Origin of the sequence: Streptomyces sp. NPDC048001, assembly GCF_043203115.1 — a bacterium.
Taxonomy (GTDB): Bacteria; Actinomycetota; Actinomycetes; order Streptomycetales; family Streptomycetaceae; genus Streptomyces; species Streptomyces sanyensis.
Window position 1 is genome coordinate 295,364 of the sequence record NZ_JBIDBN010000007.1, and the last position, 26,992, is coordinate 322,355.

At 77.0% G+C, this 26,992-nt stretch carries 27 protein-coding genes; 10 read left to right on the forward strand and 17 right to left on the reverse strand.

All coding sequences use genetic code 11. The annotated features are described in order from the left end of the window. The first annotated feature begins 3 nt into the window (after nt 1-3). On the forward strand, nt 4-1,107 hold the full coding sequence (locus ACGF15_RS15330) for an ABC transporter ATP-binding protein (RefSeq protein WP_392799283.1): 1,104 nt from the start codon (nt 4-6) through the stop codon (nt 1,105-1,107). Nucleotides 1,108-1,133: 26 nt separating this feature from the next. Next, a complete protein-coding gene (locus ACGF15_RS15335; RefSeq protein WP_376426712.1) occupies nt 1,134-1,772 on the forward strand; it encodes an HAD family hydrolase in 639 nt (212 codons plus the stop codon). A gap of 120 nt (nt 1,773-1,892) precedes the next feature. Here ACGF15_RS15335 and ACGF15_RS15340 read toward each other — a convergent pair whose 3' ends face one another. Both ACGF15_RS15340 and ACGF15_RS15345 read right to left on the reverse strand, forming a co-directional pair. Continuing rightward, nucleotides 1,893-3,008: a DNA alkylation repair protein gene (locus ACGF15_RS15340; RefSeq protein ID WP_392799286.1), complete on the reverse strand. Its 1,116-nt coding sequence runs from the start codon at nt 3,006-3,008 to the stop codon at nt 1,893-1,895. 67 nt (nt 3,009-3,075) lie between these two features. Further along, complete coding sequence (locus tag ACGF15_RS15345; RefSeq protein ID WP_345614816.1) at nt 3,076-3,387, reverse strand: hypothetical protein; 312 nt, start codon at nt 3,385-3,387, stop codon at nt 3,076-3,078. Between the two features lie 130 nt (nt 3,388-3,517). Here ACGF15_RS15345 and ACGF15_RS15350 point away from each other — a divergent pair, with 130 nt between their 5' ends. After that, nucleotides 3,518-4,063 (forward strand): ABATE domain-containing protein, encoded by a 546-nt coding sequence (locus ACGF15_RS15350; RefSeq protein ID WP_392799289.1) that lies wholly within the window; start codon nt 3,518-3,520, stop codon nt 4,061-4,063. Nucleotides 4,064-4,170: 107 nt separating this feature from the next. Here the strand turns inward: ACGF15_RS15350 and ACGF15_RS15355 are convergent, their stop codons facing one another. After that, a complete protein-coding gene (locus ACGF15_RS15355; RefSeq protein WP_392799292.1) occupies nt 4,171-5,130 on the reverse strand; it encodes a helix-turn-helix domain-containing protein in 960 nt (319 codons plus the stop codon). 213 nt (nt 5,131-5,343) lie between these two features. On the opposite strand from ACGF15_RS15355, the gene ACGF15_RS15360 reads away from it, so the two are divergent. Continuing rightward, complete coding sequence (locus tag ACGF15_RS15360) at nt 5,344-6,249, forward strand: NADP-dependent oxidoreductase (protein WP_362745148.1); 906 nt, start codon at nt 5,344-5,346, stop codon at nt 6,247-6,249. Nucleotides 6,250-6,375: 126 nt separating this feature from the next. Here the strand turns inward: ACGF15_RS15360 and ACGF15_RS15365 are convergent, their stop codons facing one another. Further along, entirely contained in the window at nt 6,376-7,092 is a 717-nt protein-coding gene (locus ACGF15_RS15365; RefSeq protein ID WP_345614812.1) for a response regulator transcription factor, read from the reverse strand. A gap of 397 nt (nt 7,093-7,489) precedes the next feature. On the opposite strand from ACGF15_RS15365, the gene ACGF15_RS15370 reads away from it, so the two are divergent. After that, on the forward strand, nt 7,490-8,362 hold the full coding sequence (locus ACGF15_RS15370) for a universal stress protein (RefSeq protein ID WP_362613988.1): 873 nt from the start codon (nt 7,490-7,492) through the stop codon (nt 8,360-8,362). A 233-nt stretch (nt 8,363-8,595) separates the two neighbouring features. Here the strand turns inward: ACGF15_RS15370 and ACGF15_RS15375 are convergent, their stop codons facing one another. Next, on the reverse strand, nt 8,596-9,348 hold the full coding sequence (locus ACGF15_RS15375) for an HPP family protein (RefSeq protein ID WP_392799297.1): 753 nt from the start codon (nt 9,346-9,348) through the stop codon (nt 8,596-8,598). A 311-nt stretch (nt 9,349-9,659) separates the two neighbouring features. On the opposite strand from ACGF15_RS15375, the gene ACGF15_RS15380 reads away from it, so the two are divergent. After that, nucleotides 9,660-11,351, forward strand: coding sequence for a GAF domain-containing protein (locus ACGF15_RS15380; protein ID WP_376429040.1), 1,692 nt, complete (start codon nt 9,660-9,662; stop codon nt 11,349-11,351). Between the two features lie 186 nt (nt 11,352-11,537). On the opposite strand, the gene ACGF15_RS15385 is transcribed toward ACGF15_RS15380, so the two are convergent. From ACGF15_RS15385 to ACGF15_RS15410, 6 genes are all read right to left on the reverse strand, one after another. Beyond that, nucleotides 11,538-13,121: a polyamine aminopropyltransferase gene (locus ACGF15_RS15385; protein ID WP_392799301.1), complete on the reverse strand. Its 1,584-nt coding sequence runs from the start codon at nt 13,119-13,121 to the stop codon at nt 11,538-11,540. 6 nt (nt 13,122-13,127) lie between these two features. Beyond that, entirely contained in the window at nt 13,128-13,565 is a 438-nt protein-coding gene (locus tag ACGF15_RS15390) for a DUF350 domain-containing protein (protein WP_345614809.1), read from the reverse strand. Nucleotides 13,566-13,638: 73 nt separating this feature from the next. Continuing rightward, nucleotides 13,639-14,091 carry a DUF4247 domain-containing protein gene (locus ACGF15_RS15395; protein WP_345614808.1) on the reverse strand — a complete coding sequence of 151 codons (453 nt, stop codon included), beginning with the start codon at nt 14,089-14,091 and terminating at the stop codon, nt 13,639-13,641. After that, on the reverse strand, nt 14,088-14,582 hold the full coding sequence (locus ACGF15_RS15400) for a DUF2617 family protein (protein WP_392799304.1): 495 nt from the start codon (nt 14,580-14,582) through the stop codon (nt 14,088-14,090). Before ACGF15_RS15400 ends, ACGF15_RS15395 begins: the two co-directional genes overlap by 4 nt. A 246-nt stretch (nt 14,583-14,828) precedes the next feature. Next, a complete protein-coding gene (locus tag ACGF15_RS15405; protein WP_345614806.1) occupies nt 14,829-15,530 on the reverse strand; it encodes an HAD family phosphatase in 702 nt (233 codons plus the stop codon). A gap of 33 nt (nt 15,531-15,563) precedes the next feature. Further along, on the reverse strand, nt 15,564-16,046 hold the full coding sequence (locus ACGF15_RS15410) for an Lrp/AsnC family transcriptional regulator (protein WP_345614805.1): 483 nt from the start codon (nt 16,044-16,046) through the stop codon (nt 15,564-15,566). Between the two features lie 226 nt (nt 16,047-16,272). On the opposite strand from ACGF15_RS15410, the gene ACGF15_RS15415 reads away from it, so the two are divergent. The 3 genes from ACGF15_RS15415 (at nt 16,273) to ACGF15_RS15425 (ending at nt 19,478) form a co-directional block, all read left to right on the forward strand. Then, nucleotides 16,273-16,503: a hypothetical protein gene (locus ACGF15_RS15415; RefSeq protein ID WP_345614804.1), complete on the forward strand. Its 231-nt coding sequence runs from the start codon at nt 16,273-16,275 to the stop codon at nt 16,501-16,503. 220 nt (nt 16,504-16,723) lie between these two features. Beyond that, nucleotides 16,724-18,244: an FUSC family protein gene (locus ACGF15_RS15420; protein ID WP_392799427.1), complete on the forward strand. Its 1,521-nt coding sequence runs from the start codon at nt 16,724-16,726 to the stop codon at nt 18,242-18,244. A 172-nt stretch (nt 18,245-18,416) separates the two neighbouring features. Continuing rightward, nucleotides 18,417-19,478, forward strand: a complete 1,062-nt coding sequence (locus ACGF15_RS15425; RefSeq protein WP_392799309.1) for a lactonase family protein — start codon at nt 18,417-18,419, stop codon at nt 19,476-19,478. A 199-nt stretch (nt 19,479-19,677) separates the two neighbouring features. Here the strand turns inward: ACGF15_RS15425 and ACGF15_RS15430 are convergent, their stop codons facing one another. The 5 genes from ACGF15_RS15430 to ACGF15_RS15450 form a co-directional block, all read right to left on the reverse strand. Then, entirely contained in the window at nt 19,678-20,592 is a 915-nt protein-coding gene (locus ACGF15_RS15430) for a hypothetical protein (protein ID WP_345614802.1), read from the reverse strand. Between the two features lie 72 nt (nt 20,593-20,664). Next, nucleotides 20,665-21,702, reverse strand: coding sequence for a BadF/BadG/BcrA/BcrD ATPase family protein (locus tag ACGF15_RS15435; RefSeq protein WP_362610471.1), 1,038 nt, complete (start codon nt 21,700-21,702; stop codon nt 20,665-20,667). Then, nucleotides 21,699-22,376 (reverse strand): uracil-DNA glycosylase, encoded by a 678-nt coding sequence (locus ACGF15_RS15440; RefSeq protein WP_362610473.1) that lies wholly within the window; start codon nt 22,374-22,376, stop codon nt 21,699-21,701. Before ACGF15_RS15440 ends, ACGF15_RS15435 begins: the two co-directional genes overlap by 4 nt. Before the next feature lie 367 nt (nt 22,377-22,743). Next, nucleotides 22,744-23,826 (reverse strand): exo-alpha-sialidase, encoded by a 1,083-nt coding sequence (locus ACGF15_RS15445; RefSeq protein WP_362610475.1) that lies wholly within the window; start codon nt 23,824-23,826, stop codon nt 22,744-22,746. Between the two features lie 195 nt (nt 23,827-24,021). Then, entirely contained in the window at nt 24,022-25,101 is a 1,080-nt protein-coding gene (locus tag ACGF15_RS15450) for an NADH:flavin oxidoreductase/NADH oxidase (protein WP_345614798.1), read from the reverse strand. Between the two features lie 114 nt (nt 25,102-25,215). On the opposite strand from ACGF15_RS15450, the gene ACGF15_RS15455 reads away from it, so the two are divergent. Continuing rightward, entirely contained in the window at nt 25,216-25,608 is a 393-nt protein-coding gene (locus ACGF15_RS15455) for an ArsR/SmtB family transcription factor (RefSeq protein ID WP_376428135.1), read from the forward strand. Between the two features lie 21 nt (nt 25,609-25,629). On the opposite strand, the gene ACGF15_RS15460 is transcribed toward ACGF15_RS15455, so the two are convergent. Beyond that, nucleotides 25,630-26,991 carry an FAD-dependent oxidoreductase gene (locus ACGF15_RS15460; protein WP_392799315.1) on the reverse strand — a complete coding sequence of 454 codons (1,362 nt, stop codon included), beginning with the start codon at nt 26,989-26,991 and terminating at the stop codon, nt 25,630-25,632. Nucleotide 26,992: the final 1 nt, after the last annotated feature.

Consider the following 26,992-nt stretch of genomic DNA (forward strand, 5'->3'; position numbering starts at 1 on the left):
CCCATGCCCGCCGCCCCCGCCCGACCGGCCTCGACGAGCACCGGACGCACCCCGCCCCCCTCCGGCGCCCGGCTCGAACTCCGCTCCCTGCGGCGGGCCTTCGCCGGATCGGTCGCCCTCGACGGGCTCGACCTCACCGCCGAGCCGGGGGAGCTCCTCGCCCTCCTCGGGCCCTCCGGCTGTGGCAAGACCACCGCACTGCGCATGGTCGCCGGCTTCGACCGGCCGGACTCCGGCGAGATCCTCGTCGACGGCGCGGACATCACGGCCGTGCCCGCGCACAGGCGGGACACCGGCATGGTCTTCCAGTCCTACAGCCTGTTCCCCAACCTCAGCGCCCGCGACAACGTCGCCTTCGGCCTGCGCGTCCGCAAGGTCCCCGCGGCGCGGCGCGCCGCCCGCGCCGCCGAACTCCTCGACCTCGTGGGCCTCCCGGACCACGGCGGCCGCTACCCGCACCAGCTCTCCGGCGGCCAGCAGCAGCGCGTCGCGCTCGCCCGCGCGCTGGCCCTCCAGCCGCGGGTGCTGCTCCTCGACGAGCCGCTGTCCGCGCTCGACGCCAAGGTGCGCGACAGCCTGCGCGAGGAGATCCGCCGTCTGCAGCTGTCGCTCGGCATCACCACGGTCTTCGTCACCCACGACCAGGAGGAGGCGCTCTCCATGGCCGACCGGGTCGCGGTGCTGAACTCCGGCCGCCTGGAGCAGTGCGCGGCCCCTGCCGAGCTGTACGCCCGCCCCGCCACCCCCTTCGTCGCCTCCTTCGTCGGCACGATGAACCGGCTGCCCGGCCGCCTCGCCGACGACGCGACCGTCGAGGTGGCGGGGCACCGGCTGCCCACCGACGGCGAGAGGCCCGCGGACGGCGACGTATGGGCGCTGGTCCGCCCCGAGAACCTGACCGTCGCCGCCGACCCGGAAGGCGAGGCCACCGTGGTCGCGGCCTCCTTCCTCGGCGCCGTGACCCGGGTCCATCTCGCCCTGCCCGACGGGGCCGAGGCCAAGGCCGACCTCCCCTCGCGGGAGGCGGCCGGGCTGACCGCGGGTGCCCGCGCCCGCCTCGGCCTCGCCGGGCACCCGGTGCTCGTCGTGCCCCGGAGCGCCTCGTGACCGGGCCCGGGGCCGTCCTGTTCGACATGGACGGCACGCTCGTGGACACCGAGGGCCTGTGGTGGCAGGTCGCCGCCGACACCGCCGCGGGGCTCGGGCTGCGCCTCGGTTCCGAGGACGCCCCCCAGGTGGTCGGCCGCTCCGTCGCCGACACCGCCGCCCACCTGGTCCGGTCGGCACCGCGGCAGGACGTCGCGGCCGTCGGGCGGGAGTTGGGGGAGGAGTTCCTCCGGCGGGTGCGCCGGGGGGCGCCGCTCCGTCCGGGCGCGGACCGGCTGCTCGCCGCGCTCGCCGCACAAGGCGTGCCCTTCGCCCTGGTCAGTGCCTCTCCCCGGGCCGTGGTGGACTCGGTGACCCGGGGCGCCCTGGCGCATGTGCCGTTCGCCTTCACCCTCTCGGCCGACGACACCGTCCGCACCAAGCCCCACCCGGACCCGTACCTGGCGGCCGCCGCGCGCCTGGGCCTGCCGGCGTCGGACTGCGTCGCCGTCGAGGACTCCCCGGACGGCGCCGCCTCGGCGGACGCCGCCGGCTGCACGGTCCTGGTCGTCCCCAGTCTGCTCCCGGTGCCGCGCTCCCCGCGGCGGCACTTCGCCGGGAGCCTGGAGGAGGTCGGGCCCGAGGAGCTGAGCGGGCTGGCGGGCGCCCCGCCCGCGGGCGGCTGAGTCCGCCGCCGGGCGCGGGGGCTCCCGCCGCGCCGGTGGCGGGGGGTGGTGCCCGGGCGGTGGCGGGGGCCGGTGCCCGCGGCGCCGCCCGCCCGGGCCGGCTCCTCCCCGGCCCGGGGGTCACGCCCTGTTCGCGCCGGGGCCGGTCGGGCCGGTGAGCAGGAACTCGGCTCCGCCGTAGCGGCGCCCGTTGACCTGGATCTCGACGCGGTGCGGTCCGGGGTGGTAGCGCCTGGTGCTCAGGGGGCGGAACGGGTGCCGGCGGGTTCCCGACCACCGCTCACCGGGCGCGAGGGTCCGCGTGGTCAGCTTGAAGACCTTCGGGGAGAGGGTGCCGTTCGCCCGCCGGTGGTGGAGGACGTAGTCGATCACGAGCCGTGCCGCGGAGGCGCCGGTGCTGACGACCGTGCAGCCGAACTCCAGGTGACCGCCGAAAGGGACGATCGGGTCGGCGACCTCGGGGCCGGTGACGTCGACGGCCGCCTCGGGCGCGTACCCGAGGACGGCCAGCGCGGCCGGGTCGCCGGCCTTGACGAGAGTGCGGAGCCCGTGACGGGCGACCCCCTCGGCGGCGGTCCCGCCTCCCTCCAGCCAGCGGGCCGCGGAGGCGACGGCGATCCCGGGGTGGTCGCGGCTGATGTCGTTGAGGTGGTTGGCGACCGAGCGCCGCACGTAGGCGGACTTGTCGCGGTGGAGCGCGTCCAGGATCGCCAGAGCGGGTGCGGGGTCGGCCACGAGGGCGGTCAGCCGGGCCGACCACGGCAGGCGGGGCCGGGTGCCCTCGCTGGCGAGGCGCCGTACATGCGGGTCGGCGTGGGTGGTCCACGGCAGCATCGTCCGCAGGGCCCGGTGCAGGTCGTGGCGGAGGAAGGGCCGCACCGCCGTCTCCGAGGTGAGCAGGGGGGTGAGCTCGGCCAGCAGCCCGAGAGCGTCCTCGAACACGCCGTCGGTGAGGGCGCGTTCCGCGACCGCCTCGCCGACGGGGAAGGTCATCCAGCCGGTGAAGCCGGGCTGCCCGAGCGCGCGGCGGACGACGGCGGCGAACCCCGGGTAGCCGTCCGGCAGGTCGGCGAGCACGGCGGCCTTCAGCGCCTGGACGCGCGCGGCGAAGCCCAGCCCGTGGAGGCGGGGGCCGCAGGCGGAGACGCAGGTGGTGGTGGGGGCTCCCGCGGCGGCCAGCTCGGCGGCGAGCCGTGCGGCGGTGCGGGCGTCGAGCAGTTCCGCGGCGGTGGGCACGGTCCCTCCTCGGGGAGGGGGCCGGCCCCGCGCGGGCGGCGGGGTCCGGCCCGGGCGGGCGGGGGCTTCAGGCGCGGAGCAGGGGCTCCGCGCCGTGCAGGACCTCGGCGTGCCGCAGCTCGTGGACGTGGCCGACGCGCGTGAAGTAGTCCGCCGCCGCGGGGTCGCCCGGCATCTCGCGGGCCGCCCGGGCGGCCGCCTCGGGGGAGGCCCACACGAGGAGGTCGACGAGGGAGCCGTCCTCGCAGCGGGCGAGGAGAGCGCCCTGGAAGTCGTCGGCGTAGCGCTCGCGCAGCAGGGAGACCAAGCCCTCGCGCCGGGCGGCCAGTTCCTCGGGGTCGCCGCACTCGAAGCGCACGTACTCGATGGTGGTGCTCATCAGGTCTTCCTTCCGGACGGGGCGGATCGTTCATCGAATCACGGATTCGCAGTCACAAAAGCGTGATCGACGGGTGTCAAGCTATCACGGATTCGTCGGCTCAAATCCGTGTCCCGGGTAGCCTGGGGGCATGAGCCTGAAGAACCTCCACGCGATGCCGTGGATCGGTGAGCACCCCGTGCTGGACCTCGCCAACACCGTGGTCTGCGGCGCCGGGCCCGACCGGGGCGACGTCGACCTCCTCGCCTCGCCCGCGCTCGCCGGGGCGTGGCGGGAACGGACGGCCGCCCGGGGGCTGGCCGCGCTGCCGCTCGACGAGCTCACCCGGCTGCGGGCCCCCGTGCGCACGGCACTGGAGGCCGCCGCGCGGCAGGACCCGCTGCCCGAGGCCGAGCGGGTGCACCTCAACGAGCTGGCCGCCCGCGCGCCCGTGACCTTCGAGGTCGGCGAGGACGGACGCCTGGGCGAGCGGGAAGGCGGCGGTCCGGCCGCCGCCGCGGCGGCCCGCCAGACGCTCGTCCTGGCCGCGGGCCCGGAGCAGGCCCGGTTGCGGCGCTGCCCCGCGCCCAGCTGCGGCATGTTCTTCCTCGCCCGCCGCCGGGACCAGTCCTGGTGTTCGGTCGGCTGCGGGAACCGGGCGAGGTCGGCCCGGCGCCAGCCGGCGGGCCCGCGCTGACGCCACGGCGCCCGCGCCTCGACGAGTCGGCCGGCCGCCCGGCCGGTCCGGCGTGCGCCGTCAGCGGCGCCGTGGCCGGTGCGGCCCGCCCCTGAACGACGATGCCCCTACCCGGACGCGGAAGCCGGACGCCGCTCCCCGCGCACGGGATGGCCCGCGCTGTCGTCGGCGGACCGCTCCGGGCGCCCCGCCGTCCAGCTTCCGAGCAGGCGCAGCGCCGCCTCCGCCCGGGGGTCCGGCGCGGTGAGGACGACCAGCGACAGGCCCGTGTCGCCGGGCAGCAGAAGCGTCTCGTAGGCGAGGTCCAGCCTGCCCGTCACCGGGTGCCGGAAGCTCTTCGTCCCGTGGGTCTTCTCCTGCACCTCCTGTGCCGCCCACAGACGGCGGAAGGACTCGTCGGCGCGGCTCAGCCCGGCCACCACGGACGCCAGCCGCGCGTCGCCCGGGCGGCGGCCCGCGGAGAACCGCAGGAAGCCGACGGTCTGGCGGGCCACGTCCTCCCAGTGCGGGTACAGCTCCCTCGCACCGGTGTCGAGGAAGACGTACCGGGCGAGGTTCGCCCGGCCGTCCCGGCCCCCGGTCAGGCCGCCCACCAGTGCCCGGGCCAGGTCGTTGGCGGCCGGTACGTCCATGGCGGGTGTCAGGACGTAGGCCGGAACCGCCCCCACCGCACGCAGCAGCAGGCGCACCTCCTCCCGCACCCCTGCCTCCGGCGCCCCCGGCCCCGTGCCCGCCGGCCCCGGCCCGGTCTCCCGTGCCTCGGCGGCACCCGGCGGCGGGGTGCCCCGCCCGGTGCGGTGGGCGAGGTCGTACAGGTGGGACCGCTCCGCCGGGTCCAGGCGCAGCACCCGGGCCAGCGCGGCGAGCACCGCGTCCGACGGGTTCCGTGCGCGGCCCTGCTCCAGGCGTGTGTAGTACACCAGGCTGACACCCGCCAGCTCGGCCACCTCCTCGCGCCGCAACCCCGCGACACGTCGGCGCCCGACGACGGGTACGCCGGCCTGACGCGGTGTCACCCGGGCGCGTCGCGACGTCAGGAAGGAGCCGAGTCCGGTGGGGAGATCCATGCGCGCCAGTATGCGTGCGCCGGGGGCGTCCGTCCTGTCCCCGCCGGTACCCCTCTTGCGCGCTTCCGCTTCGGCACCCCGCCGCCTGGTACTCGCGGGGTAGTGGCTCCGGCCCGGCCGTCCCCGCAGGCTGAGGGCGGTGCGACACCCGCACCCCGCTCCCGCCGCCCGGTGGCGCCGGGAGCGCACGACGACACGGCTGGAGCGGTTTCGATGCGCGCGGTGGTCTTCTCCCGGTACGGCGACGAGAGCGTGCTGGAGGTGGCGGAGCGACCCGCCCCCCGACCGGCGGACGGCGAGGTCCTGGTGGAGGTGAGGGCCGCGGGCGTCAACCCGGTGGACTGGAAGCACCGCGAGGGCCAGGTGCGCAGCGACCGGCCCTTCCCCCTCGGGATGGGCTGGGACATGGCCGGGACCGTGCTGCGCACGGTCCCGGGCGGCCCCGGCGTCGGGGAGGCGGTGTACGGAATGCTGCCGCTGCCGTACGGCGGCGCCTACCAGGAGCTGTGCACCGTCCCGGTGGCGGCGCTCGCCCCTCGGCCGACCCGCCTGACCTTCGAGGAGGCGGCCGCGGTCCCCCTCGCGGCACTGACCGCGTGGCAGGCTCTCGCGGCGGCCGGGACGGTGGCCGGCCGGCGGGTCCTGGTGCACGCCGGTGCGGGTGGCGTCGGACACTTCGCCGTGCAGTTCGCCAAGCACGCGGGGGCGCACGTCACGGCGACCGCCTCGGCCCGCAACCTGGACTTCCTGCGCCGACTCGGCGTGGACGAGCCGCTGGACCGGGCGGAGGCGGACCTGTCCGCGGGGGAGCCGCACGACCTCGTGCTGGACACCGTCGGCGGCGCGGTGCAGCGCTCCTCCTGGGCCCTGGTGCGCCCCGGCGGAACGCTGATCACCCTGCCGGAACCCGTGGACGAGGCGTACCGGGTCCCGGGGATCGCCGCCCGGCGCGTGATCGTCGCACCGGACGGTGCGGCCCTCGGGGAGATCGGCGCCCTCATCGACCGCGGCGCCGTCCACGTCGAGGTCCAGGAGGTCCTGCCGCTGCGGGAAGCGGCCGAGGCGCACCGGATCAGCCGCCAGGGGCGGGTGCGGGGGAAGCTCGTCCTGTCGGTCTGAGGCCGCTCCCGGCGCCCCGGCGGCCGGCGTCCCCACGCCGCCGAGGTCCTGCCGGCCCGCCGGGCGCCGGCGAAGGACGGCCCGGTCCCGTGGGAGCCCGGCCGGTCCGCCCGGGCCCGCACCGGGTCAGCGCGTCCGCCGCCCCGGCCACTCGGGGCGGGAGGGGCCGGCCGGGGACTGGAGGCGGGTCGCGATCACGGCCGCCTGCACACGGCGCTCGACGCCCAGCTTGCCCAGGATGCGGGAGATGTTGTTCTTCACCGTCTTCTCGGCGAGGTAGAGCCGCAGGCCGATCTCCCGGTTGGTCAGCCCCTCGCCGATGAGCGAGAGGATCTCCAGCTCCCTGGCCGTCAGCCCCTCGACCCCCGTCCGGCTCTCCTCCCCGGCCGCGTCCCTCAGCCGTGCCATCACCCGCGCGGTCGCCCCGGGGTCGAGCAGGGACTGCCCCGAGGCGACCGTCCGCACGGCCTGCACCAGGTCCGTCCCCGTGATCTGCTTGAGCACATAGCCCGCGGCACCCGCCACGATGGCGTCCAGCAGCGCCTCCTCGTCGTCGAAGGAGGTCAGCATCAGGCACGCGAGCTCCGGCATCCGCGACCGCAGCTCGCGGCAGACGCTCACCCCGTCCCCGTCCTGGAGCCGCACGTCCAGCACGGCCACCTTCGGCCGCAGCGCCGGGACCCGCGCCAGCGCCTGCTCCGCGGTCGAGGCCTCGCCGACGACGGTCATGTCCGGCTCGGCGTCCAGCAGGTCGTACACTCCGCGCCGCACCACCTCGTGGTCGTCCAGGAGGAACACCGTCACCGGTGCTCCGCCGGTGGGGCCCGAGCCGTTGTCCGTCATCACATGCTCCGTCGTCTGGGGAAACGTCCACCGCGGTGGACGAGGGTGATCGTGCCTCACGAGCCCGGTTCCGGCCAGGGCCGATCGGCCCTGGCCGGAACCGGTGCCGACCCGGGGGCGTGCCGCACCCCTGCGCGGCGGCACCGGTCCCGCCCGTGTGCGCACCGCCGGGGGCGGGTACGCGCACGACCGGTGGCAGGGCCGCACACCGTACCTCCCGGCCCGCGCGCGCGGTCCGCCGGGCTCCGCGGTCCGCGGGGGAGCGGGGCCCGCTCTGCCGAACGGACCACCGAACAGGGCCGATCGGCCCTGCCCCCGGCGGCCCTGCCACGACAGGCTGGAGCCCGAGACCGGTCGAGGAGGCCGGCACGTATGTCGTCCAACGGAGGCAGATTCCATGACCCGCCCGGTAGTTGTAGGCGTTGACGGTTCGCCCGAGAGCCTGGCGGCGGTCGACTGGGCCGCCGAGGAGGCGCAGCTGAGGGGCCTGCCCCTGCACATCGTGCACGCCTGGCTCTGGCAGCCGCTCGACATCCCGGTCCTGCAGAACCGCGAGGCCGAGGAGGAGTCGGCGCGCGCCGTGCTGCGGGAGGCCGAGGCACGGGTGGCCCAGCGGCACACCGGCCTCGACGTGACGGCCCGGATCGCCCCCGACACCGCCGTCGCCGCCCTCGTCTCCGAGGCCAAGCGCTCCGCGCTGCTGTGCCTGGGCACCCGCGGCCACGGTGCCCTGCTGGGCTTCCTCCTCGGCTCCTACGGCCAGCAGGTGATCGCCACCGCCTCCGGCCCGGTGGTGTCCGTGCGGGCCGAGGACGACGAGCACCTGCTGAGCCGGAGCGGCGACGTGGTCGTCGGCCAGCAGGGCTCCGCGGAGGACAGCGCCGAGGTGCTGGGCTTCGCCTTCGAGGCCGCCGCCGTGCGCGGTGTTCCGCTGCGCGCCGTGCGGGCCTGGAGCCTCCCGCCCGTCTACACCTGGAGCCCCGGCTCCCTGGCCATGATCGACGACGCCGGCGGCCTGGAGCCCCTGGAGCGCAAGGCCCTCCAGGAGGCCCTGGCGCCGTGGCGCGAGCGCTTCCCCGACGTCGAGGTCACCGAGCACGTCGAGATCGGCAGCGCGGGCCAGGTCCTCCTCGACCAGGCCGCCTCGGCCCAGCTCCTGGTGGTCGGCAGGCGGGCGCGGCGCGCCCCCATCGGCACCCGGATCGGCTCGGCCGCGCACGCGGTGCTGCACCACGCGCGCTGCCCGGTCGCCGTCGTCCCGCACTCCTGAAGGAAGCGGCCGCTCCCGAAGGGCCCTGCCGCCCTCGAAGGACCCGGCCGCCCCCCAGACCCGCGCCCGGCACGGTCGACCCGTCCCCCGGTCCGTGCCCGGCCGGAGGCGTCGTGCCCGTCCCGCACCTGCGGGACGGGCACGACCCGTTTCCCGCGGCTGCGGACCCGTCGCGCGGCGCACCCGGTGGCGGGCCCCGCCGCCCGCGGTGCGCCGCGCGACCGGGAGGCCCGTCAGCCCTCGGCCGGCGGCCCGCCCGCAGCCGCCGCGGTGCGCCGGGGCCCGGCCGGGTGCTCCCCCGCCCCGCCGGGCCGGTGCGCGCCGCCCGTCTCCCGCGCCCCTCCCGCCTCGTTTGTCTCCCGCGTCCCTCCCGCCTCGCCGAGAACGCCCGTCACCCCGTCGATGCGCCAGAGCGCGCGCAGCAGGCGCCCGCGGTCCCTGGCCGCAGGGCCTCCGAGGACGACCAGCCCCTCGCGCACGGCGGCGTCCGGACGCGCGGAGGCCGCCGCCCCGAGCACGCTGCGCAGGGTCCGGCGGACGTCGGCCAGGATCTCCGCGTCCGAGCGCAGGAACACCCGCAGCAGGTCGCGCCGGGTCACGATGCCGATGATCCGGTCCGCCTCGTCGACGACGGGAAGCCGGTCCACGCCGCGGCGCTCCATGGCACGCGCGGCCACGGCGACCCGCTGCTCGGGATGGACCGTCACGGCCGGCGCGGCCATCACCTGCCGGACCGTCGGCCCCTCGGCGGCGCCCTCCGCACCCGACGGTTCCCGGGCCGTGCCCGTGCCGCCGGGCCGGTCGCGCCTCCCGGGGGCGAGGTCCCCCCGGGAGACGACCCCGACCACCCGGTCCTCCTCGTCCAGCACCGGGGCCGCGCCGACCCGCCGGGCCGCGAGCAGCCGTGCCGCCTGCCCGGCCGGAGTGCCGGGCGCGAGCGTGACGACCTCGCGGGTCATGACCTCGCCCACCGTTCGCTCTGTCATGTGCTTCCTCCTGACCGCGGTCCGCGCCCTGCCCGCGTCCGCGCCGCACCTGCGGCACGGACCGCCGCGGCGGGCCTGCGCGCCGGGCTTCGTCTCCCGGCCAGGGTCCCGCGCGCCGCCGCCCGCCGGGAGGCCCGTTCGGTGCGTGCCCGCGGGGCTGAACGTCCCGTTCGTCCCGTGCCGAGGAGCCGCGCAGGGGCGAGGGGCGCGCCGGAGGGGAGGGGCGGGGACCGCGGTCCCCGCCGTCACGTCCCCCCTGCGTCACTCGCTAGGGTGAACCCGACGGGCGCGGGGGTGGAAGGAAGAGTGCTGTGGGCGAGGAGCAGCAGTTGTCGCCGTTGCCGAGGATGAGGCTCGACGAACTCCTGGAGGAGCTCCAGGGCAGGATCGACGCCGTCCGGGGCACCCGGGACCGGGTGCACAGCCTGCTGGAGGCCGTCGTCTCCGTGGGCCGGGGACTCGACCTGTCCCAGGTGCTGCGCAGGATCGTCGAGGCGGCGGCCCAGCTCGTCGACGCCCGCTACGGCGCGCTCGGCGTGATCGGACCGGACGGAAGGACCCTCTCCCAGTTCCTCACCGTCGGGATCTCCGAGGAGCAGCGGGAGAGGATCGGGCCGCTCCCCGCCGGGCACGGGCTCCTCGGCGAACTGATCCGCCACCCCGAGCCCCTGCGTCTCGGGGACCTCGGCGCCCATGCCTCCTCCTACGGCTTCCCCGAGCACCATCCGCCGATGCGGACCTTCCTCGGTGTGCCGATCCGGGTGCGCGAGGAGGTGTTCGGCAACCTCTACCTGACCGACAAGCGCTGCGGCCGGGAGTTCGACGCGGAGGACGAGTCCGTGATCGCCACGCTGTCGGTCGCCGCCGGCGTCGCGATCGACAACGCCCGGCTGTACGAGAGCTCGCAGCGCCAGCAGCGCTGGCTGCGGGCCGGAGCCGAGGTCACCAACCGCCTGCTGTCGGGCGATCCGCGCCACGAGGTGCTGGGGCTGATCGCCCGCAGGGCCGGCGAGATCGCCGACGCCCGCACCGCCTCCGTGGTGGTGCCCGGCGACGCGGGGGACCTGGCGGTGGAACTCGTGGTGGGCGACGACGCCCTCCTCGGCCGCACCGTCCCGAGGGAGGGCACCCTGGCGGGAGCGGCCCGGGCCGCCGGGGCGCCGTCCGTCACGGGCTGCCTGGCCGAGGACGGGCGCTTCGCGGCCGACCCCCACGCGTCACCGGGCCGCGGCCCGGCCGTCGCCGTGCCCCTGGGGTCGGATCCGGGCGGGGCGCTGGTGCTGGTGCGCGGGAGCGGTGCGCCGGTCTTCACCGACGGCGAGCTGGAGCCGCTGCTGGCCTTCGCGGGGCAGGCGGCCCTCGCGCTCGAACTGGCCGAGCGGCGCCGCGACGCCGAGCAGCTCGCCCTCTTCGAGGACCGCGACCGGATCGCCCGGGACCTCCACGACCTCGCCATCCAGCGCCTGTTCGCCACCGGGATGACGCTGCAGAGCGCGGCCCGGCTGGTGGAGCACGCCGGCGCCGCCGAGCGCGTGGTCCGCGCCGTGGACGACCTGGACGAGACCATAAAGATCATCCGCTCGACCATCTTCGGCCTGAGGTCCCGCGACGGGGCCGACGGTCCCGGGCTGCGCGCGCAGGCGTCGCGGACCGTGGGGGAGGCCGTCACCTCCCTCGGCTTCCCGCCCCGCCTGAGCATGGAGGGGCTGCTCGACACGGACGTACCGGCCGAGATCGCCGGCCATGTGGTCGCGGTCCTGGCGGAGTTGCTCAGCAACGCCGCCCGGCACGCCCACGCCACCCGGGTGGACGTGACCCTGAAGGCCAGTGCGGACGAGGTGCGGCTGACGGTTGCCGACAACGGCGGCGGTATTCCCGCGCAGGGGCGCCGCAGCGGCCTGGACAACTGCGCCGAGCGTGCCCGGGCCGTCCACGGCACCTTCGAGGTCGCCGCCCCCGAGGAGGGCGGCAGCCGCCTCAGCTGGAGCGCGCCGCTCGCCTGAGCCCGGACCGCCCGGCCGGGCGCCGGGACCGCCCGGACGCGCGGCCGCGCCGTGCCGGGTCCGGGGCGCCGGGGAGCGGGCCCGGGGAGGGAGGGCGGTGGCGCCCGCCCGGGACCGCCCCGCGACCGCCGCGCCGTGCCCGCCCCGCCCGGCGGCAGGCCCCGGCCGCCCCGGCCCGCGGCCGCGTCAGTAGGCGCGCCACTCGTGCCGCGTGTACTCAAGGATCACCGGGTCCATCAGGGTGCTGGGCCGCACCTCGCGGGTCCGGCGGTCCACCGGGAAGACGGTCGAGGCCCGTAGGACCGCGTCGTCCAGGAAGCGCAGCCGGGGCGCCCCCTCGGCCAGACGCAGCGGCGGGGGCTCCGAGCCGGGCCGGGCCAGCACGAAGCCCCAGTTGCCGAAGCTGGGGACGTCCACCTGGTACGGCGTGGTGCCGTAGCCCGCCTCGGCGACCGTCGCCCTGACGGACCAGTAGGACTTCGGGGCGAAGAACGGCGAGCCGCCCTGCACGACCACCCGGCTGTCCGGCGCCAGAACCTGGCGCAGCAGGTGGTAGAACTCCACGGAGTACAGCTTGGCCAGCGCCGCGGTGTCCGGGTCGGGGAAGTCGATGACGACCGCGTCGTAGCGGCCGCCCGCGTCCCGGAGCCAGTTGAAGGCGTCGGCGTTGACCACCCTCACCCTCGGGTCCTCCAGGGCGCCGCCGTTGAGCTCGCGCAGAGGTCCGAAGCCGCGGGCCAGACGGGTCATCGCCGGGTCGAGGTCGACGAGCGTCACCTGCCGCACGTCCTCGTAGCGCAGCACCTCCCGCAGCGCCAGGGCGTCGCCCCCGCCCAGGATCAGCACCGAGGAACGGGGGCCGGACAGGGCGGGGTGGACGAGCGCCTCGTGGTAGCGGTACTCGTCCACGGACGAGAACTGCAGGTCGCCGTCGAGGAACAACCGGGTGTCGGCCTCGCCGGTGAAGGCCCGTGACCGTGTGACGACGATGTCCTGGTAGGGCGTGGTCTCGGCGTGCACGATCGGGTCCCGGTACAGCTGCTGGCGGGCGGTGACCTCGATGTCGTCGGCCAGTGCGTAGACGGTGCCCAGCACGGCCAGCACCGCCGCCATCCCGCCGAGCAGGGCGATCCGCACCGTCCGCCGGATCTGCCGCCGGAAGATCCACACGACGACGAGCACCCCGGCGAGCGCGTTGACGGCGCCGACGACGAGGGCGCCCTTCAGCTGGCCGAAGACCGGCAGCAGCAGGAGGGGGAAGCAGAGCCCGCCGACGAGGGCGCCGATGTAGTCCACGGCGAACATGTCGGCCACCGCGCTGCCCGCCTCCTGGCGGCGGATCCGCTGGAGCAGCGTCATCAGCAGCGGGATCTCCGCGCCGATGAGCAGGCCGACGGCGAAGGCGACGGCCACCATGGCGGGCGTGTAGACGCGCAGCCAGGCGAAGGCCACGTACAGCACCAGCACCGACAGCCCGCCGGTCAGCGCCAGCAGCCCCTCGACGACGGCGAAGGCGCCGACCGGGCGCCGCTGGAGCGGCTTGGCCGCCAGCGAGCCCACGCCCATCGCGAACACGATGACCGAGATCACGACGGAGGTCTGCATCACCGAGTTGCCGACCAGGTAGCTGCCCAGGGCCGTCAGGGCGAGTTCGTACACCAGCCCGCAGGCGGCGCACAGGAACACCGAGAGCAGCAGCAGGAAGCGCGCCCCGCGGGCGGGCACCGCGGGGCGGGGCGGCGGCGGTGCCGCCGTGGAGGTGGCGGCCACCGGGGGCTACGAGAGGGCGGCGCCGACCATGAAGGCCGTGCCGAGGTACATGGCGGCCTGCACCCACGCCGCGGGGTGCGGGCGGTCGCCCTGGTCGTCGAGGACGGCCTCGCCGAGACGACCGGGTGTCAGCAGCCCCACGACCACGGACACCAGCGTCATCACGGCGACGCCCGCCAGCCCGTAGAGCAGGGTGCTCAGCAGCCCCAGGCCCAGGCCCTGCTCGGACTCGCTCGCCCGGATCGCCTGGTCGATGACGAGACCGATGGCGAGGGTCTGCCCCGCCAGCAGCACCGCGGCGCCGCGGTTGCGCTCGGTCCACACCACATGGACCAGCTTGCCGGGCGTGGCCAGGTCCAGGGCGACGAAGCCGACCGCCATGACGGTGAAGCCGACCAGGCCGTAGAGCAGCGAGATGCCTGCCGATTCCATGATCTGTGACACGGGGGTGCCTTTCGGGGACGTCCGCGGGGAGGGGCGGGAGGGCGTACGGGGGAGGTGCGGCGCGGGGCAGCGGCTACTTGCCCGAGCCGGGGCCGCCGCCGCGGAAGGAGGCGCTGTCCGGGTTCGGCCACACGCTGCCGACGCGGGGGCGCCACCGGTGGTAGCCGGTCCGGTAGTCGTCGATCTCGATCCGGCTGCCGCCGCCCGCGAGGGGGGTGACGGCCACGATGTCGTTGCGGTAGCGCAGGAGTTCGGCGCCCTGTGCGCCGGAGTCCGCCGGGACGCTGAGCCGGTCCACCGCGCGGGTGTTGGCGTCGATCTCCCGGGCGACGGCGCCGACGGGGTCCAGGGCGTCGACATAGCCGCCACCCGTGCCGGCCAGGCGGTACTCCTGCCGGATCCACGAGGACGGCGCGGCGTTGCCCTCGTTCCCCCCGCTCCCGCAGCCGGCCAGCAGGGCGGTGGCCAGCAGCGCCGCCCCGGCGGTCCGGGCGGTGGGCGTGCCGGTGGTGCGGGCGGTCCTCATCGGGCCTCCAGACGGGTGTGCGTCGCCACGATCCGGTGGCTCTGCGGGTAGGTGTGCCAGGTACGCCAGGAAGGACCCCGGCCGCCGTCCTCGGCGCACAGGGCCGTGACGGCCTCCTCGGATCCGGGGAAGACCCCGTACAGGGCGGCCGGATGGCCGTCCGCGTCCGCCCGGACGCGCGCCACCCGGGCGGAGAACTCCTCCGCGGACAGCCGGTGGACGACGGCCGTGAAGCGGTAGGTCCACCCGTCGAAGGCGCGTACCGCCGTCCGCGGCAGCCCGCCCGCGACGCCCGGGAGGCAGGCGACGGTCTCCCGTACCGGACCGGCCAGGACCTGGTGGGAGGCGCCCAGCAGACGGAGCTGCACCGCGACGCCCGCCACCGTCACCTCGCGCACCGCGAGTGCCTCGTGCACGGGCCGGTCCAGGGCGAAGGACAACTGGTCCGCACCGGTGTCCAGGTAGGGGACGGCGAGGGCCGTGCCGGTCACGCGTCCGGACCCCGGTCGGCGCGGGCGCCGGGGCCGCGGCGGACGGTCGGCGTCCCGCGCGGGGCGGACTCGGGCGGCACGGCGGACGCGGCAGTCGCTGCGGACGCGGATATCACAGGGCGGTTCCACGGGCTCGGCACGGGCAACGGGCGCGCCGAGTATGGCACAGCGGGCCCCGGAGCCCGCGGGCCGGTGGCCGTCCGCCCCGGCGGGCGGGGCGGAGCCCTCCCCGCGCCGTGCGGGGCCTCAGCGCGTGCCGCCGGCCGCGCCGGTCAGCCAGTCGTACGCGGCACGCGCGGTGAACTCCCGCTGGCCGCCCGGGAAGAGCAGGTCCGCGGCGCGGAACGCGGGGTCCCCGGAGGTGCCTTCGACGTACGGGACGGCGATGCAGCGCATCCCCGCGGCCCGGGCCGCCCGCGCACCCGGGGGCGCGTCCTCCACGACCACGCAGGCCGCGGGGGAGACGCCCAGGCGACGCGCGGCCTCCAGGAAGACGTCCGGTTCCGGTTTGCCGCGCGCCACCTCCTCGGCCGAGACGCGGACCGGCAGCCGGTCGTCCAGTCCGGCGCCCGCGAGCACGGCCTCGATCGCCGCGCGCGAGGAGCCGGAGGCCACGGCCATCGGCACGCCCCGCTCCGCCAGCATCGAGGTGAAGGCCCGCATCTCGGGAAAGGCCGCCGCGGAGGTGCGGGCCAGCTCCAGGTAGAGGCGGTTCTTCTCGGCGAGCAGCTCCTCCAGCGGGGCGTCGAGCGCATAGCGCTCCCGCAGGGCGCGGAGCGTCTCCCGGGTTCCGATGCCGATGAAGGCGGCGTGCTCCTCCCAGCCGAAGCCGTCGACCCCGTGGGCGGCGAGCAGCCGGCGCCCCGCCTCGAAGTAGGCGGGCTCGCTGTCCACCAGGGTGCCGTCGAGGTCGAAGACGACCGCGGGGAGATCGCGCGCAGTGCTCATCCCCCCAGCATCCCAGGACCGCCCGGCCGCTCCTCAGCGCCCCCGCCCCGCGGCCCGCCCCACCGCCTCCACCAGCGGCAGCAGCCGGTAGGGGACCCGTTCCCGCAGCGCCATCTCGGTCCGGGTGCGCACCACGCCCGGCAGGTTGATCAGCCGCTGGATCACGTCCTCCAGATGCCCGTTGTCGCGGGCCGCGACCCGGGTCAGCAGGTCCCCGCCGCCGGTGATGGAGAAGGCCTCGATGATCTCGGGCACGGCGGCGAGTGCGTCGCCCACGTCGTCCAGGTGGCCCTGGGTCACCTCGATGTGGACGAACGCCAGCACCGGGTGGCCCAGGGCCGCGGGGGACAGGTAGGGGCCGGTGGCGGTGATCACCCCGTCCCGCTCCAGACGGTCGATCCTGGCCTGGAGGGTGCCGCGCGCGATGCCGAGGATGCGGGCGTACTCGCGCACGCTGGTGCGCGGCTGCTCGATCAGCAGCCGGAGGATGCGGGTGTCCAGCTCGTCGACCGCCATGGTGCGCGGGGCCTTTCTCGGGTGCCCCGCGGAGGGCCGCGGGGCGCCGCCGGTGGCCCGGTGCCCAGGGGGCGCTTCGGGCCGCCGGCTCCTGTCCGGTCGCAGTGACCGTACCAACGGCCCCGGCGCACCGCGCTTCGGGCCTCCCGGGGGCTTCGCACCGGACCGCCGGGTGCGGACCGGCCCGGAGCGTGCCCCCGGCCCGGTCCGCATCGTTGGTCAGCCCATGGACACCCAACCCGTAGCGCACCCCGCCGCCCGTGCCCGCCTCCGCACCGCCGCGGTGCTCGCCGCCGCAGCGGCGGCCGCCGCCTGGGCGGCACCGGCCGCCGCCGCCTCGGCCGCCCCCGCCGCCCTCGCGGCGGAGGCGGTGGGAGGACTGGTGGCCCCGGAGGCCGTCACGCTCACCGAGCACGAGGGGGCGCTGAGCGTGGACGCGCCCTTCCTCCAGCGGTAGCCGCCCCCCGGGGCAGCCCCGGGGCCGGTGGCGGGCCATTGGCACGCCCCCGGCACCGCCGGGCGCGCCACGGCTGTGCCAATGGCCCAGTCGATCACCGGCGAGTTGAGCCACCGCCCCCGCGGATGCTCTCATGGGGAGGTCAATGGCGCTGCGGATCCCGCGGCGCCTTTCTCATGTCCGGGAGACCGGGCCGCCGGAACGGAGGCAGGGAGCAGTGCTGAAGAGGGTGTTCGTGGCTCCGGACCCGGGGCGGCTGCGGCTGCGCGTCTCCACGCGCGCCGTCCTGGGGATCTCCCTCGCCGTCGCCGCCGCGGAACTGGCCGGGCTCTCCCTCACCGCGTCGATCACGGGCGGCCTCGCCGCCCTGCTGGCGCTGTTCACCGTCATGGACACCACCGTGCGCGCCCAGGCGCTCACCACCGCGCTGCTGCCGGTCGCGGGCTTCCCCGTGCTGGCGCTCGCCACCACGCTCCACGACCGGCCGCTGCTGCGCGCCGCCGCCTGGCTCGCCGTGGTCTTCTGCGGCGCCTACGCCCGGCGCTTCGGCCCGCGGGGCCATGCGCTCGGGATCTTCGCGTTCATGATGTTCTTCGTCACCCAGTTCCTGCACGCCGTCCCCGCCGAGCTGCCCTCCCTCTTCGCGGCCGTCGCCCTCGCCCTCGCCGCCGCCTCCACCGTCCGCTTCGGCCTGTGGTGCATCGAGCGCCGGACGCCGCCGCCCGCGGCCCCCGCCGCCCCGCCCGCCCGCGGCCTGGCCCGGGCCACCACACGGCAGGCCTTCCAGGTCACCGCGGCCTGCGCCGTGGCCATCGCCGGGGGCCAGGTGGTGTCGGGGGAGCGCTGGTACTGGGCCGTCGGCACCGCCTGGTGGATCTTCGTCAACACCGCCTCCCGCGGCGAGACGCTCGTGCGCGGCTTCCGCCGGGTGGTGGGGACGGTGGTCGGCATCGCCGCGGGCCTGCTCGTCGCCGTCCCCCTCGCGGGGGCCCCGGCACCGACCGCCCTGCTCGTCGCCGTCTGCGTCTTCGGCATCTTCTACACCGCCGCCCCGTCCTACAGCTGGATGATGTTCTTCGTGACGGTGATGGCCGGCCTGCTGTACGGGCTGCTCGGCGTGCTCAGCTCCGGACTGCTGGTGCTGCGCGTCGAGGAGACGCTGGTCGGGGCCGCCGGGGCGGCGATCGGGGTGGCGCTGGTGCTGCCGGTCACCACCCACGCCGCCACCGACGCCTGGATCCGGCGCGCCGTCGCCTGCGTGCACCGGTGCACCGGGGCCGCCGCCCGCCGCCTCGCCGGCGACGCGTCCGCCGACCCGGCCCCGCACGTCGCGGAGCTGGAGCTGCTCCTCGGCCGGGTCCGCATGTCGCTCGCCCCGCTCACCCACCCGCTCAGCCCGCTGAGGGCCCGCAAGGCCCGCGCCCTGAAGGTGCTCGCGCTGCTCGACGTCTGCGCGCGGGAGACGAAGGGGCTCGCGGCTGTCGCGGCCGATCCGCACGCCTCCCACGACGCCCGGCTGACGGCCGCGTGCGGCCGTGTGGAGGCCGCCGTGCACGCGCTGGTGCCCCCGGGCCCGAGCCCCCGCCCCGCCGTGTCCGCGCTGACGGAGGCTCCGGGCATGCCGCAGCACCACCCCGGTGCCGAGGCCGCCCTCGGCCATCTGCACGGCCTGGAGGAGGCTCTGGCGGCCCTGGCCGCCCCGGTGCGCACGTCCCCGCGCGCACCCCTGGTCCCCGCCTGACCGCTGCGGTGCGACGGGCGAACCCCGGCTCGGCGCCGGGGCCGCCCGCCTCCCCCTGCGCGCGACCGGCCCCCGCGGGGACGCGCGCCGCAGCCGTACGCCATAGTGGTCTAGACCTACTGTGTTCGGTTGGCGCGACCCGGCGCGAACCGAGGGGCCGAGAGGGGAAGCCGTGTCCGGCACCGAGGCGGCGGCAGCGCGCATACACGCCTACATCGGATCGTTCACCTCGGCAGGCGGGCAGGGCATCACCGCCGCCTCCGTGGACGCCGCGACCGGGGCGCTGACGGCGACGTCCGCCACCGCGGCCGTCGCCGACCCCTCCTACCTGGCGGTCCGGCCCGGCGGACGCGTCCTGTACGCCGTCTCGGAGACCGCCGAGGGCGCCGTCGCCGCCTTCACCGCGGGCGACGGCACCCTCACCCCCCTGGGGAGCCCCGCCCCGGTCCGCGGGGCGGGGCCCACCCACCTCAGCCTGACCGCCGACCTGGAGCGGGTGCTGACCGCCAACTACGGGTCCGGCAGCGTGAGCGTGCTGCCCCTGCGGCCCGACGGCTCCCCCGGAGCGGCCGCCGAGGTCCTCGGCCACCGCGGCCGCGGCCCGGACCCGGACCGCCAGAGCGGCCCGCACGCCCACCAGGTGCTGCCCGACCCGACCGGCCGCTGGATCCTCGGCGTCGACCTCGGTACGGACTCGGTGCGCGTCTGCGCCCTCGACCCCGCCTCCGGGCGGCTGGAGGTCCGGGGGGAGACGGCCCTGCGCCCCGGGACCGGACCGCGCCATCTGGCCTTCCACCCGGCGGGCGGCCATGTGCTCGTCCTGTGCGAGCTGGAGCCCGTGGTCGCCGTCTGCCGGTGGGACGCCCGCACCGGAGCGCTGCAGCCGGTCGCCGAGCTCCCGGTCGTGCCCGAGGGCTCCCGGGGCGACGCCTACCCCTCCGCCCTGGTCGTCGCGCCCGACGGGCGGAGGGCCTGGGCGGCGGTCCGCGGCCACGACAGCATCGCCGTCCTCGACCTCGCGCGCGGTCCCGAGCGGGCCCGGCGGACGGCCTCGGTGCCCTGCGGGGGGCACTGGCCGCGGGATCTGGCCGCGGACCCGCGGGGGCGGCGCCTGTACGCCGCGAACGAGCGCTCCGGGGACGTCACCTGGTTCGACCTCGACCCCGGCACGGGGCTCCCGCACCGGGCGGGTTCCCTCGCCGTCCCCGCGGCCACCTGCATCGTCTTCGGCTGAGCCGGGGCGGGCCGGGGCGGGGCGGGGCGGGCCGGGGCGGGGCGGGGCGGGCCGGGGCGGGGCGCGCCGGGGGCGCCGTCCGGGGGAGCCTCCGCCGCCCCCGGACGGCGCCGGGCCCGCGGCGGGGCCCCTCACGGGGCGGCCCGCCGCGGGCCCGGGAGGAACCGGGACCGACGCGGCTCCCGCCGCGTCCGGCCGATCAGCGCTGCGTACCCTGCGGCTGGGCGAGGCCCAGCTTCGACGCGTACTGCGACAGCACCAGCTTGCCGACCGCGGGGTAGGCGCCCAGCGGCTCCGCGGCCGCGCAGCCCACCTCCTTGGCGGCGGTGTCCAGCAGGCCCTCGGGCAGCTCCGGCCCGACCAGGTAGGGGGCGAGCGCGAGCTGCGCCGAGCCCGCGCCGCGCAGCTGCTCGGCGACGGCGGCGACCGAGCCCTCCTCGTCCAGGGCGGCCGCGATCACCGGCACGGCGAGCCGCGCGGCCAGCAGCATGCCCGTGATGCCCGCGGCCTGCACGGCCTCCTGGCCGCCGACCGTCGCCAGCACGATGCCGTCCGCGGCCGTCGCCACGGTGAACAGCCGGGCGCGGTCCGCCCGGGCCAGACCCGCCTCGGACAGACGCACGTGCACGGCCTCCGCCAGCAGCGGGTGCGGTCCCAGGACGTCCGTCAGCTCGGCCGGGGCCCCGCTGTCCGCGACCGCCTGACGCACCCGGCCCATCAGGGCCTCGTCCGGGCCGGCGAGCAGCGGGACGACCACCGCCGCCGGGCCCTCCGGCTCCGCGGCTTCGCGGCCGGCGGCCTTGGCGAGCTCGAAGCGGTCGCCGCGCTGCGCCGCGGCGTGGGCGACCACCGCCGCGAGCGAGGGGTACTCGGCGTCGTCGCCGTCGAGGTAGCCGATGCCCACCTCGAGGCCGGGCAGCTCGGACCGGGCGATGCTGACGACCTCTTCGGCCAGACTGCGCGCCGCCGCGGACGGAGCGCCGGGCACGGCGAGCACGAGGACGGGTGCGCCCTCGGGGGCAGCCACCGGCTCCGGGCGGCGGTGTCGCCCGGACTGTCGGGGTCGCGGCATTCGTACGGGCAGGCCGGGTGCGGGCCCTGTGGAGGAGCTCATGGCGCCGCATGCTACTGGTTTCGCGCTCCCCGCCGTTCGGGGAGGGGGTGGTCGTGCGCCATCTGTCCGTGTTTATCCGTTCGATGATGTGCGGTTCCGCGCGGAACCGTCCGCATGGACCTCCAGCAGCCCCGCCGCCTGCGGCAACAGCGGGCCCCCGACGGCCAGCGCCTCGGCGAGCAGCAGCGCTCCGGCCAGCGGATCTCCCGCCGCGGGGACCACCCGGGCGTGGGGGAGCCGCCGGGCCAACTCCGCGTGCAGCGGCTCCAGCAGCGGTGCGCCCGTGCGCACCAGCCCGCCCGTGACGGCCACCGGCACCTCGCTCCCGCCGGGCCCCGCAGGCGCGGGGCACACGGCCTCGGCGGTGTCCGCGAGATGCTCCGCCGCACGGCGCAGGATGCCGGCGGCCACCGTGTCGCCCGCCGACGCGCAGCGCGCCACCTCGGGCGCGAACGAGGCCAGCAGGGCAGGGCGGTCGGGCCGGGGGTACAGCAGCGCCGGCAGCCCGCCGGGCGGGCCCAGGACCGCCTCCAGCCGCTCCAGCAGCGGTCCGGAGCCGCCGCGGCGCCCGTCGTGGGCGCGCAGCGCCGCCTCCAGGCCCGCCCGGCCGATCCACGCCCCTCCGCCGCAGTCCCCCAGCAGGTGGCCCCAGCCGTCGGCCCTGCGCCAGGTGCGCAGATCGGTGCCGAGCCCGATCAGCCCCGTGCCCGCGGCGACCACGGCCCCCGGCCGCAGCCCCAGGGCGCCTGCGTAGGCGGTGACGGCGTCGGCCGCCAGCGCGAGCCGGCGCAGACCGAACTCCCGCTCCAGGGCTCCCGGAAGCTCCGCCCGCAGCCGTCCGCCGAGCGTGGCCATGCCCGCGGCGCCGACCACCGCGGCCGACAGCGCGGGGCCGCCGGACCGCTCCCGCAGACCGTGCGTCATCGGGGCCAGCAGCTCCAGCAGATGCCCGGGGTCGATCCCTCCGGGCCCGGTGCGCACCGGTTCACGGCAGGACCCGGACACCGCCGTGCCGAGCGCCCCGGCAGGGGCGAGCGCCGCGCGGATCCCCGAGCCGCCCGAGTCCACGCCGAGCACCCAGGACGCGGTGCCGCCCGCCGCGCCGCTCACGGCAGTTGCCAGTCCACCGGTTGGGCGCCCTGCCGGACCAGCAGGTCGTTCACCTTGCTGAAGGGGCGGGAGCCGAAGAAGCCGCGGTCGGCCGACATGGGGGAGGGGTGCGAGGACTCGATCGCGGGCACGTCGCCGAGCAGCGGGCGCAGGTTGCGTGCGTCGCGGCCCCACAGCACGGACACCAGCGGCTTGCCGCGGGCCGCCAGTGCGCGGATGGCCTGCTCGGTGACCTCCTCCCAGCCCTTGCCGCGGTGGGCGCCGGGCTTGCGCGGGGCGGTCGTCAGGGCGCGGTTGAGCAGCAGCACGCCCTGCCGCGTCCAGGGGGTGAGGTCGCCGTTCGACGGGCGGGGGTGGCCGAGGTCGGCATGCATCTCCCGGAAGATGTTGTCCAGACTCGGGGGCCAGGGGGAGACGTCCGGTGCGACGGAGAAGCTCAGTCCCACGGCGTGCCCGGGCGTGGGATAGGGGTCCTGACCCACTATCAGCACCCTCACCTCGTCGAAGGGTTGCTGGAAGGCCCGCAGGACCAGGTTCCCGGGCGGCAGATAGGTGCGGCCGGCGGCGATCTCCGCCCGGAGGAAGTCCCCCATGGCGGCGACCCGCCCGGCCACCGGGGCCAGGGCCTCGGCCCAGCCCGCCTCGACGATGTCCTTCAACGGTCGCGCAGTCACGGTGGGTCACTCTACTGGTGCGCGCCGCCGCCCCGCCCCGGGGCCGCCGGAACGCGGCGAGGGGGCGGGACGCCCCGGAGGTGTCCGGCCGTGGTCCACTGCGCCGGGGGGTCCGGGGTGCCCGGGGTGCGTGAGGCCGCCGGAGCGCGCGGCCGCCCGGTACGGGTGCGCTCCGGCGCCCGACGGGCCGTCAGGCGAGAGCCTCCCCGCCCGGGGAGAGGGGGTCGGTCCGTGATGCCGGGGACCCGGACGCCGTAGAAGGCCAGGATCCCTCCGTATCTCCTCCCGTGCGCCCTCCTTGCATGGCGGCCGGCCTCTGGAGGCTCCCGGCCGTCCTCCTCGCCCGGCCGGTGCGGCGAGGAGCGTGTCAGGACAGCGCCGCGGCCCGGACGCAGAGCACGTCCGGAAGGTGCGCGAGGAGCCGCTGCCAGGTGTCGCCGTCGTCGGCGCTCGCGTACACCTCCCCGTTGCGGTTGCCGAAGTAGACGCCCGCCGGGTCGGCGTCGTCGGTGCACAGGGCGTCCCGGAGCACCGTGCCGAAGTGGTCCCCCTGGGGGAGGCCCGTGCCGAGCGGCTCCCAGGAGGCCCCGGCGTCGCCGGTGCGGAAGACGCGGCAGCGCCGCTCGGCGGGGACGCGGTCGGAGTCCGCGGTGATGGGGAACACATAGGCGGTGTCCGGGCGGTGGGGGTGCCCCGCGACGGCGAAGCCGAAGTCCGAGGGGAGGCCGCCGCCGATGTCGGTCCAGGTGGCGCCCGCGTCGTCGCTGCGGTAGACGCCCCAGTGGTTCTGCAGGTAGAGCCGGTCGAGATCGCCCGCGTCCCGGGCGATCTTGTGCACGCACTGCCCGAACTCGGGTGCCGGGTCCGGGAGGAAGACGGCGGAGACCCCGCGGTTGGACGGCTCCCAGCTCGCTCCCCGGTCACGGGAGCGGAACACCCCGGCCGTCGACACGGCCACCGTCACCGCGTCCGCGTCCCGCGGGTCGGTGAGCACGGTGTGGAGCGCCTCCCCGCCGCCGCCCGGGACCCAGTCGGAGCGGGTCGGGTGCTCCCACAGCGGGCGCACGAGCGCGAAGCTCTCGCCGCGGTCCTCGGAGCGGAACAGCGCTGCGGGCTCGGTGCCCGCGTAGACGACGCCGGGTTCCGCCGCGGCGGGGTGCAGCTGCCAGACGCGCTCCAGCGAGGCACCGGTGTCCTTGGGGAACCGCACCGCCGGGTGCTCCGGTTCGGTCCACGTGCGGCCGAGGTCGTCGGAGTGGAACACCGACGGGCCCCAGTGGGAGCTGTCCCCGCCCACCAGCAGGCGGGGGACCGCGGACCGGGTGTCGACGCCGATCGAGTAGACGGCCTGGGCGTTGAAGTGCGGGCCCTCGAAGGTCCAGCTCCCCCCGGTGCGGCGCCCGGTGAACAGGCCCTTGCGCGTGCCCACCGCCAGCAGTACCTCGGTCATCACGGACTCCCTCCAGGACGGCGTCGTCGCGGACACCGGCCAGTCTGCACCCGGCCGCCCGCGTCGGCCCGGCGACGCGGGCGGCCCGGCGCGCCGGTGCCTCGGAGGGGGGACCGTCCGCCGTCCGGGAACTCATCGCCGGGCGGCGGACGGTCCCGGCGCACGAGGGTGCGCGGGGGCGTCGGGCGGGGGGCGTCAGACGGAGCGGTGGTACTGCGGCGGCACGTGGACCTCGGCGCCGAGTTCGCGTGCGGTCCGCCGTGCCCACGAGGGGTCGCGCAGCAGCTCGCGTCCGAGCAGCACCGCGTCCGCCTCCCCGTTGGCCAGGATCTTCGCGGCCTGGGCGGGCTCGGTGATCAGTCCCACGGCGGCGACCGGCAGGGAGGTCTCCGCCTTGACCCGGGCGGCGAACGGCACCTGGTAGCCCGGCCCGGTCGGGATGCGGACTCCGGACGCGTTGCCTCCGGTGGAGACGTCGAGGAGGTCGACGCCGTGCTCCTTGAGCAGCGGCGCGAGACGGACCGTGTCCTCGGCCGTCCAGCCGCCCTCGTCCAGCCAGTCGGTCGCGGAGATGCGGAAGAAGAGCGGCAGGTGGTCCGGCCAGACCTCCCGCACGGCGTCCACGACCCGCAGGGCGAGGCGGGTGCGGTTCTCGAAGGAGCCGCCGTAGGCGTCGGTGCGCCGGTTGCTGTGGGGGGAGAGGAACTGGCCGATCAGATAGCCGTGCGCCCCGTGGATCTCGGCCACCTCGAACCCGGCCTCCAGCGCCCGCCGGGCAGCCGCGGCGAAGTCCCGGACGACCGCCGAGATCTGCTGCTCGGAGAGCTCCGCCGGCACGGGGTGGCCGGTGTCGAAGGCCACCGGGCTCGGGCCGACCGGCTGCCAGCCGTGGCCGTCCGGACCGACGGGGGCGCCGCCCTTCCAGGGCCGGTCGGTCGAGGCCTTCCGCCCGGCGTGGGCGAGCTGGATCCCCGGGACGGTGCCCTGGCCCTTCAGGAAGCGGGTGATGCGGCCCAGCGCCTCGGCCTGGGTGTCGTTCCACAGGCCCAGGTCGGCGGGGCTGATGCGGCCCTCGGGGGAGACCGCGGTGGCCTCCAGGAGGATCAGGCCCGTGCCGCCGGCGGCACGGGCGGCGTAGTGGGCGAAGTGCCAGTCGTTGGCCACGCCGGTCTCCGGCCCGGACACCTCGGCGCTGTACTGGCACATCGGGGCCATCCACACGCGGTGGGGGACGGACAGCGACCGCAGCGGGAAGGGGTCGAAGAGCGTGCTCACGGCGGACTCCGTTCAGGGAGGGACGGGGACGGGGAGGGCCTCGGACCGGCCGACCCGCTTCGTACGATAGTCACCGTACTACGGTGGATGTCAAACTACGATGGCTCTCGTACAATGGAGGCCCGGACGACGAGCGGAGCCGATGTGACCAACGCCCGAGTGCTCGACCACCCCGACTGCGCGGAGATCCGCCTGGAGGGCGTCCTGCACGCCCTCTCGGACCCCATGCGCCTGACGGTGGTGCGCGAGCTCGCCGCGGCCAGCGGCGAGCTGTCCTGCTCGGACTTCGCCCTCCCCGTCACCAAGTCGACCACCACCCACCACTTCCGGGTGCTCCGCGAGAGCGGCGTGATCCGGCAGACCTACCGCGGCACCGCCAAGATGAACGCCCTGCGCCGACAGGATCTGGAGACCCTCTTCCCCGGGCTGCTGCGCAGCGTGCTCGCGGCGGACAGCGCCGAGTCGGGACGTGCCGAGGAGGCCGGGCGGCCCGCGTCCGGGCTCTGACCCGCCCCCCGAGGCGCTCGCTCAGGCCGGCCCCTGCCGCCCGGCGGCCCCCGCCGCGCCCAGCAGCCCCTCCCAGTCCGCGATCTTCACGGCCGGGCGCCCCAGCGACCGCCCCAGCGCCGCCTCGGCACGCTCGATCGCCAGCCACCCCGGCCAGCGCACCGGCCGCAGCCCGGCCGCCCGCAGGGCCGCCACCGGATCGGCGGGCAGCGGCCGCGAGGCCAGCGCGGGGGCGTCGGCGAGCACCGCGGCCGCCGTCTCCTTGGCGCACGGGCGGTTGCTGCCGATGACGCCCGAGGGCCCCCGCTTGATCCAGCCCGCGACGTACTCGCCGGGCGAGGGGGCCCCGTCCCGCAGCACCCGGCCGGCCGCGTTCGGCACGGTCCCGCGCCCGGGGTCGAACGGCAGCCCGGCGGGCGGTGCGCCGCGGTACCCGACCGCCCTCAGCAGCAGCTCCGCCGGGACGTCCTCGTGGCGACCGGTGCCCCGGACACCGCCTCTCCCGTCCGGCGCGGTGCGCTCGAAGCGCACGCCCGCCACCCGCCCGTCCCGCTCCAGCACCTCCACGGGGCGCAGGAAGAACCTCAGCCGGATCCGCCGGGGCCGGGCCGCGGGCGGGCGCTCCGCCCAGCCCGCGAGGACGGCGAGGTTGCGCCGCACCAGGGCCGGCACCGCGCCCGGGTCCGCGAAGCCGGGGTCCATGGCGAGGTCGTCCGGGTCCACGCGGACGTCCACGCCGGGCAGGGCGCCCAGCTCCCGCAGCTCCTTGGTGGTGAACCGGGCCCCGGACGGGCCGCGCCGGGCGACGATGCACACCTCGCGGACACGGCTGGCGGCGAGCGCCCCGAGCGCGGCCTGCGGCAGGTCCGTGGAGCGCAGTTCGTCCGGGTCCCGCGCCAGGATCCGGGCCACGTCCAGGGCCACGTTCCCGGCGCCGACCACCACCGCCGAGCGTCCGCCCAGCGGAACCGCACCGCGCGGGGCGTCGGGGTGGGCGCTGTACCAGGAGACGAACTCGGAGGCGGAGTGGCTGCCCGGCAGGTCCTCCCCGGGGATGCCCAGGCGCCGGTCGCGGGCGGCGCCGACGCAGTAGACCACCGCGTGGTACAGCTCCAGCAGGCGCCCCGGACCGAGCCCCGGGGCGCCCGCCTCCACGTTGCCCAGGAACTCGATCCGCTCGTCCTCCAGGACCGCCCGCAGGCTCGACTGGAGGGACTTGATCTTCTCGTGGTCGGGGGCGACCCCGTAGCGCACCAGCCCGTACGGACAGGGGAGGCGGTCCAGGACGTGCACGCGCACCCCCTCCGCGGACGCACCGCCCAGCAGGGCCTGGGCGGTGTAGACCCCGCTCGGTCCCGATCCGACCACGGCGACACGCAGCACG